Source organism: Lysinibacillus sp. G4S2, assembly GCF_030348505.1.
Taxonomy (GTDB): Bacteria; Bacillota; Bacilli; order Bacillales_A; family Planococcaceae; genus Lysinibacillus.
In genome coordinates, this window is record NZ_JAUCFJ010000002.1 from 4,817,533 (window position 1) to 4,830,551 (window position 13,019).

The 13,019-nt window shown below is 39.1% G+C and carries 12 protein-coding genes; 2 read left to right on the forward strand and 10 right to left on the reverse strand.

The annotated features are described in order from the left end of the window. Nucleotide 1: 1 nt before the first annotated feature. Both gatA and gatC read right to left on the reverse strand, forming a co-directional pair. Nucleotides 2–1,465, reverse strand: a complete 1,464-nt coding sequence (gene gatA / locus QUF91_RS24670) for an Asp-tRNA(Asn)/Glu-tRNA(Gln) amidotransferase subunit GatA (RefSeq protein WP_285397046.1) — start codon at nucleotides 1,463–1,465, stop codon at nucleotides 2–4. Nucleotides 1,466–1,489: 24 nt separating this feature from the next. Then, nucleotides 1,490–1,777: an Asp-tRNA(Asn)/Glu-tRNA(Gln) amidotransferase subunit GatC gene (gatC, locus tag QUF91_RS24675; RefSeq protein ID WP_010857153.1), complete on the reverse strand. Its 288-nt coding sequence runs from the start codon at nucleotides 1,775–1,777 to the stop codon at nucleotides 1,490–1,492. Between the two features lie 187 nt (nucleotides 1,778–1,964). Between gatC and QUF91_RS24680 the strand changes: the two genes are divergently transcribed. Beyond that, entirely contained in the window at nucleotides 1,965–2,411 is a 447-nt protein-coding gene (locus QUF91_RS24680; RefSeq protein ID WP_289419703.1) for a hypothetical protein, read from the forward strand. A 22-nt stretch (nucleotides 2,412–2,433) separates the two neighbouring features. Here QUF91_RS24680 and QUF91_RS24685 read toward each other — a convergent pair whose 3' ends face one another. From QUF91_RS24685 to QUF91_RS24715, 7 genes are all read right to left on the reverse strand, one after another. Next, nucleotides 2,434–3,567, reverse strand: coding sequence for a CamS family sex pheromone protein (locus QUF91_RS24685; protein WP_289419704.1), 1,134 nt, complete (start codon nucleotides 3,565–3,567; stop codon nucleotides 2,434–2,436). A gap of 160 nt (nucleotides 3,568–3,727) precedes the next feature. After that, entirely contained in the window at nucleotides 3,728–5,734 is a 2,007-nt protein-coding gene (ligA, locus tag QUF91_RS24690; RefSeq protein ID WP_289419705.1) for an NAD-dependent DNA ligase LigA, read from the reverse strand. A gap of 14 nt (nucleotides 5,735–5,748) precedes the next feature. After that, nucleotides 5,749–8,001, reverse strand: coding sequence for a DNA helicase PcrA (gene pcrA / locus QUF91_RS24695; RefSeq protein ID WP_289419706.1), 2,253 nt, complete (start codon nucleotides 7,999–8,001; stop codon nucleotides 5,749–5,751). A gap of 32 nt (nucleotides 8,002–8,033) precedes the next feature. Continuing rightward, nucleotides 8,034–8,723, reverse strand: a complete 690-nt coding sequence (gene pcrB / locus QUF91_RS24700; RefSeq protein WP_285397051.1) for a heptaprenylglyceryl phosphate synthase — start codon at nucleotides 8,721–8,723, stop codon at nucleotides 8,034–8,036. Between the two features lie 110 nt (nucleotides 8,724–8,833). Continuing rightward, entirely contained in the window at nucleotides 8,834–9,154 is a 321-nt protein-coding gene (locus tag QUF91_RS24705; protein WP_004225717.1) for a YerC/YecD family TrpR-related protein, read from the reverse strand. A 15-nt stretch (nucleotides 9,155–9,169) separates the two neighbouring features. Next, on the reverse strand, nucleotides 9,170–10,225 hold the full coding sequence (locus tag QUF91_RS24710; protein ID WP_285397052.1) for a DUF3048 domain-containing protein: 1,056 nt from the start codon (nucleotides 10,223–10,225) through the stop codon (nucleotides 9,170–9,172). A 44-nt stretch (nucleotides 10,226–10,269) separates the two neighbouring features. Then, nucleotides 10,270–11,991, reverse strand: coding sequence for an adenine deaminase C-terminal domain-containing protein (locus QUF91_RS24715; protein WP_285397053.1), 1,722 nt, complete (start codon nucleotides 11,989–11,991; stop codon nucleotides 10,270–10,272). A gap of 194 nt (nucleotides 11,992–12,185) precedes the next feature. Here QUF91_RS24715 and QUF91_RS24720 point away from each other — a divergent pair, with 194 nt between their 5' ends. Beyond that, nucleotides 12,186–12,650: a YgaP-like transmembrane domain gene (locus QUF91_RS24720; RefSeq protein WP_289419707.1), complete on the forward strand. Its 465-nt coding sequence runs from the start codon at nucleotides 12,186–12,188 to the stop codon at nucleotides 12,648–12,650. A 116-nt stretch (nucleotides 12,651–12,766) separates the two neighbouring features. Here QUF91_RS24720 and QUF91_RS24725 read toward each other — a convergent pair whose 3' ends face one another. After that, nucleotides 12,767–12,949 (reverse strand): hypothetical protein, encoded by a 183-nt coding sequence (locus QUF91_RS24725; protein WP_289419708.1) that lies wholly within the window; start codon nucleotides 12,947–12,949, stop codon nucleotides 12,767–12,769. Nucleotides 12,950–13,019 lie beyond the last annotated feature (70 nt).

Here is a 13,019-nt window from a genome sequence, read left to right on the forward strand (position 1 = left end):
GTTATTTTCCCTCCCAAATTTGAGGAACTTGTTTATGGAACTCCGTTGCTTGTTCAAAAGCATGAGCTACACGGTAAATTGTTGCTTCGTCGAAATATTTACCGATAATTTGTAAGCCTAGTGGCAGTCCATTTTCAAAACCACATGGGATTGAGATGGCTGGTACACCAGCTAGGTTCATTGGAATCGTTAAAATATCGTTCGCATACATCGTCATTGGATCATCGACGTTTTCACCAATTTTAAATGCTGGTGTAGGAGAAGTTGGTCCAATGATTACGTCAAAGTCTTCGAATACTTTGTCGTAGTCTGCTTTGATCAGTGTACGTGCTTGTTGAGCTTTTTTGTAGTAAGCATCATACGTACCTGCACTTAGTGAGTAAGTACCAAGCATGATACGACGTTTTACTTCATCACCAAAGCCTTGTGCACGTGTTTCTTTATAAAGGTCCATTAAGTTATTAACGTTTTCTGCGCGGAAACCATAGCGGATACCATCAAAACGAGATAGGTTAGAGGACGCTTCAGAAGAAGACAGGATATAGTAAGCTGCAAGTGCGTATTTCGAGTGAGGAAGTGATACTTCTTCCACTGTAGCACCTAAGCCTTTTAATACTTCTAATGCTTCAAGCACTGATTGACGTGCTGCTTCGCCAACACCTTCACCAAGGAATTCTTTTGGCACGGCGATACGTAAGCCTTTTACGTCACCTGTAAGGGCTGCTACGTAGTTTGGTACTTCTACGTCTGCTGAAGTTGAATCGTTTGCATCTAAACCTGCAATTGCTTCAAGTAATAGAGCGTTGTCTTCAACATTACGTGTAATAGGCCCGATTTGATCTAAAGAAGATGCAAATGCCACTAAACCAAAGCGCGATACACGACCATATGTAGGCTTCATCCCTACAACACCGCAATAAGCTGCTGGTTGACGGATTGAACCACCTGTATCAGAACCAAGTGAGAATGGTACTTCACCTGCTGCTACTGCTGCTGCAGACGCACCTGAAGATCCACCTGGTACGTGGTTTAAGTTCCATGGATTTTTTGTTGTTTTATAGTATGAGTTTTCGTTTGAAGAACCCATTGCAAACTCGTCCATGTTTAATTTACCGATAGTAACCATACCTGCTTCACGTAGCTTGTTAACTACTGTTGCATCATAGATTGGCATAAAGCCTTCTAGAATTTTAGAAGCACAAGTTGTTTCTAAGCCTTCTGTAACGATGTTGTCTTTTACACCGATAGGTAGACCGAAAAGTGGTCCACGCTCTTCAAATGGCACTTTGTCCATTTCAGCTGCTTGTGCAGTTGCTTTTTCTTCGTTTGAAGCAAGGAAAGCTTGTACATCTCCGTCAAGCTTCGCCACACGTTCGTATGCTTCTTTTGTTAAATCAGCGATTGTTAGGTTACCCGCTTTAATATCAGCTTGTAGCTCCTTTGCTGAACGTTCAAATAACGTCATGAGGAATCCTCCTATGTTTTAGTATTACATGATAGCTGGTACTTTTACTTGACCATCTTCTTGTTCTTTTACGTTTAACATCATTACTTCACGGTCTAAGCCTTTTGTTGCCACATCTTCACGCATTACGTTTACTAGTGGTAAAACATGAGTTGTCGGTTCAACATTCGTTGTATCTAACTCATTTAATTGCTCTGCGAAGTCTGTAATTTTCCCAAGCTGCTCAGCAAATTTCTCTGCTTCCTCTTCTGTAATTGCAAGACGCGCTAAATTTGCAACGTGCTTAACTTCTTCTTTTGTTAATTTTGCCATTTTTCACACCTCCGAATACCATTCAATTCATTGTTTTTATCGATAACAATAGGGTTGAATAAACTTAACCATGCAAATAATCATAACATTTTTCATATTAAAAATCACAACTTTCACCAAAAATATAGAAACTTTCACTACTATGACGAAGTGTTGTCTCTAGTGACTGTTCTCAGCTTTATAAGACTTGCTTTCCACGGCAATGCAAGATCCGCATCAATGTGCTCCTGCGACAAGTTGGAAGATCTCGAAATACGAATATGACGTTCTATCTGTCACTTTGATAGTTCTATCCGTCGCTTCAGCTCTTCTATCCGTCGCTTTGATAGTTCTATCCGTCACTTCAGCTCTTTTATCCGTCACTTCGATAGTTCTATCCGTCACTTCAGCTCTTCTATCCGTCGCTTCGATAATTCTATCCGTCACTTCAGCTCTTTTATCCATCGCTTTGATAATTCTATCCGTCACTTCAGCTCTTTTATCCGTCGCTTCGACGATTCTATCCGTCACTTCAGCTCTTTTATCCGTCGCTTCGACGATTCTATCCGTCACTTCAGCTCTTTTATCCGTCGCTTTGATAGTTCTATCCGTCGCTTCGACTTTTTTCATTTCTTCTGCACCCAAAAAAATATAGTCAGCACGAGGCTGACTATATTTTAGTATATATGGACGAGTGGTTCCTTTTCGTTGGCTTTTTTAATGATTAGTGCCTCTGGACCGTTCATCGAGGTAACACTTACTTCAACGTTAATATTATCAAATTGATTGATTAGAACACCTGTTAAATATTGAGTAAAGCCAGTAATTTCAGCCTTACCGAAGAATTGGATTGGGATTTCAATCGTTAGCTTTTGAATTTTTTTATTTTGATAGAAACCTGTTCCTACCACACTAGTATAGTTAGAAAAATATTTATCTACATCTTGTTTGAAATTCTTAAAGTTATTGCTAACATCTCGATATACATCCTCTGATTCAGCCGTTGGGAACAGTACATACTCTTCATCAATAGCTTTCCAATCAGCAATATCGTTTTCTCCAGCTTTTGCTACGCCATAGCTAAAATACGTTCCTGGAACAATGTCATTGCGAGCTTTCTGCTTAAACAAACCTACTACAATCGGTACATCTTTCAATTCATCACGAGTTCTTAAGCGGGACACAATTTCCGCAGCCATCTTCTTTCCTTCCTCAATAAGCTTAGCCTCTGGAATTGGTTCCTCATAGTACTCCCCATACTTTTCTTTTTGATAATAGTAAATAGAATTTAAGGCAAGTCCTATCGAAATACCGCCTAATTTCACTTTATCATCATCTGTTTTTGTTAAATAATTTTGCTCAACAATATGTGATAAATAGATTGGGGCTTTCTTCGCACGTTCCTCTGCAGGCATTGAGTCCGTCGTTGGAGGATTTAACCCCTCCTTACCTTGTGAACTGCGCTTCAGCCACTCGGTCACTGTACTTTCCGCTAAATATTGCCCTTCCTGGAAGTAGTAGTCTTCTGTATCAAACTCGTTTTGAGAAAGACGCATTAAACCTGTTTCTACTTCCTTCATATCATATTTTGTAAAAATATTTGAAACTACTAATCCTCTGCTAGCACTTTTTTTATAAGGAGTTAGCGTTCTATAGTAAGAATCATCAATCTTATAGCTTGGAATAATCGTTGTTTCCGCTTTCTCCTGTTGCGTCTCCTTTGTTAGCTCTGTGTCCTTCTCTTTAGTAGGCACACAGCCGACTAGCATTGCAGCAGCGACAATTGCTGGAATGAGTCGAAATGACTTCATTATTTTAATACTCCTTTACTGATTTTCATTTTCTGCTTGACGAATCTGTGAACAGAATTTTGAAAAACTCCTGTTTTCCTCCTAAACAGCTAGGACAATTCGTCAAGACTTTAGCTGTTTCACTGGAATCAGCTAAAGTCTATTTTTTCATCTTAAAATATTATTGGACGAGGTTAAGTTGTTCAATCAGGCTGTCTTCATTCCAAACTTCAATACCTAATTGCTCGGCTTTTGTTAGTTTAGAACCCGCTTCTGCTCCCGCAATGACAAGGTCAGTTTTTTTGCTGACACTGCCTGTAACAATACCACCTAACTCTTCTATTTTCGCCTTTGCTTCGTTACGTGTCAATTGCTCAAGTTTACCAGTTAATACGATTGTTTTACCTGCAAAAGGATTATCCCCTACAGCTACCTCTATCTTTTTACCTTTATACGTCATATTGACGCCTACTTCAGCAAGGCGACCAATGACTGCACGTGCATCCTCGTTTAAAAAATACTCGACAAGCGAGGAAGCCATCTTATCACCAATCTCATGGATTGCTACCAGTTGCTCCTCTGTTGCTGCCATAACCGCTTCCATCGTTCCAAATTCCTCGGAAACGATTTTCGCTGCTTTTTCCCCAACATGTCGTATACCTAGTCCAATTAGTAAACGCTCCATCGAATTTTCCTTGGAGGCCTGAATAGCATTTACTAAATTCGTTGCAGATTTTTCTCCCATACGCTCAAGCTCAACAAGTCGTTCTTCTGTTAAGTGATATAAATCAGAGACATCATGAATTAAATCTGCACGTAATAATTGCTCAACAACCTTATCACCAAGACCATCAATATTCATTGCATTACGTGAGACAAAATATTTAATGCTCTCCGCAATTTGTGCAAAACATGCAGGATTTACACAACGCAATGCCACTTCACCTTCAATACGAATAAGTTCGCTATCACAAACAGGACAATTTTCAGGCATTACGTATGGAACCGAGTCCTCAGGGCGCTGCTCTAGTATTACACCTACAACTTGTGGAATTATGTCTCCAGCTTTACGGATAATGACTGTATCTCCTAGTCGAATATCTTTATCTCGAATTAAATCCTCATTGTGTAACGATGCACGTTGAACAGTCGTACCTGCCACTTGAACAGGTGCTAAAATGGCAGTTGGTGTAACAATCCCTGTACGCCCTACTGTTAAATCAATATCAAGTAATGTTGTGACTACTTCTTCAGCAGGGAATTTATAGGCAATTGCCCAACGTGGACTCTTTGCCGTATAACCAAGTTCATCCTGCTGTGCATAGCGGTCCACCTTAATGACAATACCGTCAATTTCATAGGCTAAATTCGGACGATTTTCAGTCCATTTGTCGATAAAGGCTAGTACCTCCTCTATCGTTGAACAGCGTTGACGCTCTTTATTTGAAGGGAAGTCTAGTCCCTCTAAATAATCGAGCATCTCTGCGTGACCGTCGATACCATAAGCCTCACCATCTCCCCCAATCGCATAAATAAAGGTTGATAGCTGACGACTCGCTGCTATTTTAGGGTCTAACTGCCGTAAAGAGCCAGCAGCCGCATTACGCGGATTGGCAAATAACTCTTCACCATTTTCAACACGTTGAGCATTTAATTTTTTAAATGATTTTTTAGGCATATACGCCTCACCACGAACTTCAATTGTGATAGGCTCCTTCAATCGAAGAGGTATTGCTCGAATCGTTTTTAAATTTGTTGTAATATCTTCTCCTACAACTCCGTCTCCTCGCGTTGCCCCTTGTACAAAAACGCCATTTTCGTATTTTAAAGAAATGGCAAGACCATCTATTTTCAGCTCGCAAACATAGGAAAAGTTATCACCGATCGCTTGACGCACTTTACGGTCAAATTCACGCAAATCTTCTTCATTAAAAGCATTTGATAGACTTAGCATAGGATAATCATGTGTCACTTTTTTAAAACCTTCTACCACCGCTCCTCCAACACGCTGAGTCGGTGAGTCTGGATAAATTAGTGACGGATTTGCTTCCTCTAATGCAATAAGTTCGTGTAATAGTTGGTCATAAACACTATCGGCTACGACAGGTTTATCTAACACGTAATAGGCATGGCCATATTCATGTAACAATTTATTTAACTCAACGATACGCTGTTCTATTTCGTTCATTTAAGTTCCTCCGCTTACGCTTTTTCAATAGGTGCAAATTGTGCCAGTAATCGTTTAATGCCAATAGGCTGAGGAAAGGCGATATCTAGCTCTGTACTATCACCCTCACCTTTTACACTGACAACCATACCTGTTCCCCATTTTTTATGGATTGCCTTATCACCGGCCTTCCAGCCATATTGATCTCCACCAGTTGTTTGTAAACGAGATGTCGCAGATTGTGTTTTCTGAACCGCTCCAAGTGTACGTTTTTGATAGCCTCCTGCCGAACGGTTACTAGTAGCAAACGGAACTTCAGGCTTCGCACCGCCTTTGGATATTGATTCTGTAATATCCTCCGAAATTTCACGTAAAAAGCGTGATGCATTGTTATAGCTTGAACGACCAAAAATCGTACGACTTTGTGCACTCGTTAAATATAAACGTTCCTCTGCGCGCGTTATGCCCACATAACAAAGGCGACGTTCTTCCTCCATTTCATCCATATCATCAAGTGAACGAGAATGCGGGAAGATATTTTCCTCCATTCCGATGATAAAGACAATTGGGAATTCTAAGCCCTTTGCGGCATGCATCGTCATTAAAATAATGTTGCCCTTCGATGCATCCTCTTTATCAAGTGCATCAATATCTGCAATTAGCGCTAAATCTGTTAAAAAGGCAACTAAGCTCTTGTCCTCACTACGCTCTTCAAAAGCCTTAGTTACTGATAAAAACTCTTCAATATTTTCTAAGCGACTTTCTGCTTCAATCGTCTTTTCGTTTTGTAGCATTGCACGATAACCAGATTTGTCAATAACCTGCTCTACAATTTCTGTCACCGATAAATACTCTTGCATCTCTGTAAAACCTTTAATCATCGCATAAAATTGCTCAGCTGAATTAGCAGCCTTCCCTGTAAGCCCCATGAACACAAGATCATTCATGGCATCAAAAATAGAGCGATCTTGTTCAATCGCATAGCGCGCCATTTTTTCAAAGGAAGTAGCACCAATACTACGTTTTGGTTCATTAATAATACGTGCGAGCGATAAATCATCATCATTATTGGCAATTAGGCGCAAGTAGGCAAGTAAATCCTTAATCTCTTTACGATCATAGAACTTAGTACCACCAACTATTTGATAAGCCATATTGGACTTAACAAGCACTTCCTCCATCACACGAGACTGAGCATTTGTACGATAGAGTATCGCAAAGTCATCAAATGAACGATTTTCTTTTTGAATATGCTGTTGGATTGTTTGTACAACAAATTGTGCTTCCTCTTGCTCGTTATACGCTTTGTACAATACGATTTTTTCACCTTCTGCATTTTCTGTACGCAGTTCTTTTGGATAACGTGTTGTATTATTTTGAATGACGTCATTTGCCGCTTGTAGGATGCGTTTTGTCGAACGATAATTTTGCTCAAGCATAATGGCCTTAGCATTTGGATAATCTTTTTCGAATGACAGAATATTACCAATGTCCGCACCACGCCAACGATAGATCGATTGGTCTGAATCCCCTACAACACAAATATTTTTAAATTTTTTAGCAAGCATCTGAACTAGTAAATATTGGGATTTGTTTGTGTCTTGATACTCATCTACATGAATGTATTGGAATTTATTTTGATAATATTCAAGCACTTCTGGTACACGCTTGAACAATGTAATAGTTATCATAATTAAATCATCGAAATCGAGGGATTGATTGCGGCGTAGTCTTTTTTCATAACCTTTATAAACACGGGCAATCGTTTTTTCGTAAGGATTATTTTCATTGATTTGACCTGCATAATCGTCCGCAGCTATACATTCGTTTTTTGCTGAACTAATCGCATTTAAAATGGCACGTGGTTCAAAACGCTTCGTGTCAATATTTTCATCCTTCATAACATTTTTGACAACTGATAGCTGATCGGTGGAATCTAAAATTGAAAAGTTACGTGATATCCCAAGCTGATCAATATTACGTCGTAAAATACGTACACACATCGAGTGGAATGTTGACACCCACATACTATCACCAGTTCCGTTACCAAGAATGCCATCTATACGCTCTCTCATTTCACGGGCCGCTTTATTTGTAAATGTGATTGCTAAAATCTTTGATGGATATACTTCTTTTTCGATTACTAAATATGCAATACGATGTGTTAATACACGCGTTTTCCCCGATCCAGCACCCGCCATAATGAGAAGCGGTCCTTCAGTTGTTTTTACCGCATTTTCCTGCTCAGGGTTCATACCTGCTAATAAATTTTTCGTTAACTGCTCCATTTCGCACCACCTTACAAACATTTGTTCTTAAATTATATATTATTTTTTACAGCCTTAACAGTCGCAAGTGCAGCTTTTAAATCTTCGTAAATAATATTACCAACCACTACGGTATCTGCGTATTTCGCCATTTCCGCTGCCTGCTTAGCAGATGTAATGCCACCACCGTAAAACAGTCGCGTATTTTTCAGTTCATTTTTTACAGCACTTACAACCTCCATATCACCATAAGTACCGCTATACTCTATATAAAATACAGGTAATCTAAAGAAATTTTCTGCCATTCGTGCGTAGGCAACAACATCATCAATTGATAAATCCGTTTTCGCATTCGTTACTTCTGCTACTTTACAGGCCGGGTTTAAAATACAATAACCTTCAGCAACTAATTCATCCCACACCATAATATCTCCATATTCCTTAATGGCTTCATGATGTAAATTTTTAATCCACTTTGGATCATCACTATTTAACACGGTTGGAATGAAATAATAGTCATAGCCTGGTGTTACCGAATCAATCGCAGAAATTTCAAGCGCTATCGGTACTTCAAAGCGTCTTACACGCACAAGCAAATCTAATACACCATCTAAAGTTACACCGTCTGTTCCGCCAACTATAATAACATCTGTACCTGATTCACAAATTCTTTCTAGTGCCTCATCTGAAATATCTTTAGCTGGGTCTAGCTTGAACACATGTCTCCATTCTAAATAATCCATCTATTTTACCACCTATCATTTTCTATCTATTCGTTTACAAGTATAGCTTATGACTGTCGACAAAAAAATGAAAAAGGCTGAGCAGAACCTCTACCCAGCCTCTTTACCTACTATTCTTTTGGTGCTTGAAACGGCTTTTCATCTGGATACAAACGACCTAACATTTCATCATATGTATCGTTCCCATAATCAAAGCAACGACGTACACGTGAAATAGTTGCTGTACTTGCACCTGTTTCCTTTTTAATGGATTCGTAGGTTTTCTTTAAACGTAGTAAATGTGCAACCTCAAAGCGTTGTGCCAGCGATTGAATCTCACTAATCGTACATAAATCATCAAAAAACTTATAGCATTCTTCGATGTCTTTCAGCTCTAACACTGCTTTAAATAATTGATCTGTTTGATGCCCTCGAATTTTTTCGATTTGCATGCAATTTCCCTCCCTTTAAGGCTGTGTTTTCACCATTGCTTGTAACCCTGGTGAAGATGGTACGAAATGTACCCAAGACTTCCCTGGTACTAGCTTTACAAGCTCCCCAGACTCTTCTACAGCCATCGGTATTCCATCAATATTAGCCCATTTGACTTCTCTCATATAGCCATTTTGAAATACATACGCATTTCCACCAGAAGTTAAATCAATTTCTTGGCGTCCCTCATTATCAATAGTTTGATGTTTCATTTCAAAAAATAGAACATTTGCCAATGCTAATGATTCGTCTGTTAACATATCCTTTGTGTCAACGCCAGCCGATTGTCGTCCATAACGATTACTTTCATGATCATACACATATGAATTATGGAAATATTCACTATTTCCGTAGTAAATGTCAATTTGACTTGTTTCATTGCCTATTTTACCACGTTCATCGGGTTCATAAAAAGCCTGATTTACTTTTTCACGGTAAATCATTGAAGCGCCCACTTTTTCAGCTCCATTTACTATATTTTCAGACGTAATATACGAGTTATGTGGAGCAACACGTTCTTTTGAACGTTTAAAAAGTGTACCATCATAATCCATACCATTTATATTGTCGACTACATTATTACTAAGCAAGGATTTTGCCTCTGGGCTATAGCCATGTGCTACGTAAAATGCATCGTAGCCTTTTGCAAGATCAACAAAATAAGATCGAGCACTGCGGACAGGTCCTACCTTTTCTGGCAGTTCACTTTGATAGACCGCTAAAAGACGAGTTACATTGCCTTCTGCTAACATTTCGTAAATAATATCTGCTGCACCTATACCTGATTGTGGACGTGCTGCTGGATGATTATTAATAGTAACAATAATTGGGCGTTGTGTGATTTCTTCTTTAACAGCCTCACCTGTCAATGGAGCAAAATTCGTCTCTTCTTTTATAGTCTCTTCAACAGCTGGTTCTTCATCAGCCTTTTTCGTATCGTCTTCTTTCACTTCCGACGAATCCTTTGAACATCCCCCTATCAATAAGGTACTAAAAGCCATAGCGATAAATAGTTTCTTCGATTTAAGCACAAGCATTACTCTCCTTTATCCATAGACGCTATAGAAAACTTCGACTAGCGCATAACTGCTGGTAATAATAACTTATTCTTCATAACATCAAAAATCCCTTTTGGTGTTATACGGATATATGGTAAATGAGTAGATTGTAAAAAGAATAAAGAATAAATTGCGTCTCCTAAGTGGTAACCACGTTCTGCTAATGCTTGTTTTAAAGTCTTCTCTTTTTCTGTTAGCTCCTTAACATCGCCATCATATAAAATACCACCAATAGTCAATGGTACAGTAGCTATGACTTCTCCTTTTTCAACAAGGACGATCCCACCTCGCATTGCCTTCATTTCTTCAAAGGCTTTTATCATATCGTCTTTATTTTTTCCGATAAGTAAAATGTCGCCTGTATTCGAATAAGAGGAGGCAAAGCCTTGAATACTAGTAGCAAAGCCTTTAACCATCGTATTAACATGCCAATTACCGTCTTTATTGATGAGCATTAAATAGCATTCATCATGATCTGCAAGCTGCCCTTCTCTAGTAATTAGTGAGTTATATGGTTTCGTAATAACATCATTTACTAGCTCAATTCCAAATGGCATCGAGAATTGAAAATCATGTGACGTTAACGAAAAATCTAAATTAAATTCAGGAAACGCTGAATAATCAATTGCAGCAAGCCTCTGCACTTGCTCTCCATCTCGTTTTAACCAAACTCCTTTTGATAGGACGCTCTCAGGAACAGGATGCCATTCATCTTGTAAAATGTTTAGAGAAGCAAATCGACCAGTTGCGATAAAGCCATGTAAGTTAGACATATTATAATAGCGAGCCACATTATAAGAGGCCATTTGATAGGCATCTATTGGTGCTACACCAGCATCTAAGGCTACCTGAATACATTTATCCATCACACCATCCTCATGGAATGAAGGTGGCGAGCCATCTGTTGTCATCATTAAATGGTCAAAAATAGGTAGCTCTTTTTCGACGATTCCCTTTAATAGGTTTGGTAAATCTGGACGTATTGCAGAATGACGTAGCGTTACAGCATATCCTTGCATAATACGTCGCTCCACTTCTTCCACCGTCATAGCTTCATGATCACCATCTGCACCAAGTAGCTTCATACGTGCTAAAGTTCTTTCTGATGCTCCTGGGAAGTGCCCTTCTACTTTTTTTCCGAAGCCCTTAGCCATTTGCATACGATATAGCATTTGGTCATCCCCACGTAACAACCTTGGCCAGCCCGTTAATTCTCCTCCAAGTAAAACATCATCTCGTTCTAACCATTCTAAAATGGACGTATTGGAGAAAATTTCTCCCTCCTGTTCCATTTCAGTTTGCGAATCAAAACGTGTCCACCAGTAAAATGAAAACGGTAGCTCTTTCAAATCGTCTAAAATTGAAAACGCTTTCTTATTTTCTAAAGATAAAACGAAGCCTAAATTATCAGAAATAAAAGTTGTAGTTCCTAACTGTCCACAAAAATCAGCAAAAGATTGTGGATGATATAACTGGAATGGATGAACATGCGGTTCAATATATCCTGGTACAATCGTTTTATTCGTACAATCGACCACTTCTGTCCCTTCTACTAACGGAGGCATTCTATCACCAGCATAGACAATACGGTCTCCCAAAATCCAAATGTTCCCTACTACCCACTGTTTAAGCATGCTATGTAAATAACGTGCATTTTTCAACACAATATCCGGTGCTTTTTTGCCATCAATTACAGCCAATTGTTGACGTAATTCAGTAATTTTCCATACTGGATCCATTCTATTCTCTCCTTCCTAAATTGCGTAAAATTTCATTGTGTAAATCTGACGCGAAATCACATACTACTACTGCATAAACACTTAAATTAGTGCTTTATGCAATCATCTTGTTCCAATCGTAACACAGCACTTTCATAAAGCAAAGTGCACCCCGCTTTATTTTTCCCACAATGACTAAAGGAGGAAATATGATAATGCACGAAACTAATTTAAGTGAAAAAAATGCCTTCTGTCGCTTTGCCATGGGTACAAGTATGACGGCATTTGGTATCGCTAAAGTCTCAAGAAATCCTAATTGTACGACAGGTCGATTGATGATTGCATTAGGTGCCATGAAAATGGCTGAGGGCATCTTTAAATATTGCCCAACTAAAGCCTTAATGGGCTGTACAATGCATAGCGCTATGAACAACAACAGCAACAACAGCAACAACAACACCAGCAATAACAGCAATAATAGCTCTATGCAAAGTATGCTCAGTGGCCAAAATTCTATGTCATCTGAACAAATCAATAAACTCATGAAGGATTTCTCCTCTGCTATAACTGGAAATACGTCAGAATCAACTGCAACTGCTTCAAAGCAATCTGACTCCACTTCTGCTCAAACTTCCTCAGACAGTAAAAATTCTACAAGTAAAGCACAAAATCCTTCTTAGTCAAAGGAGCCGTCTCAACTGTATTTTTGAGACGGCTCTTTCCCTTATAATTCATACGTTTGAAAACAATAAGAAGTTTCACAGCATGATTAAATATTTAATTTAGGTGCGCATTTTCATAAGCCCATGACCATAGTGTAGGGTTGATTTCCGTTCCGACTGGGCGCTTTGCCGCTGTCGCTACGCTTTCGCACAGATAAAATATTTGCCGCTGTCGCTTCGCTTTCGCACAGATAAAACATTTGCCGCTGACGCTTCGCTTTCGCACAGAAAACATCCGCTTCGCTGCAGGGTCTCATCTGTAACACTGATCCCCAAGGAGTCGCTCAGCCTCCACTACAATCAACTAAAAAGGGCACCTATAAACAA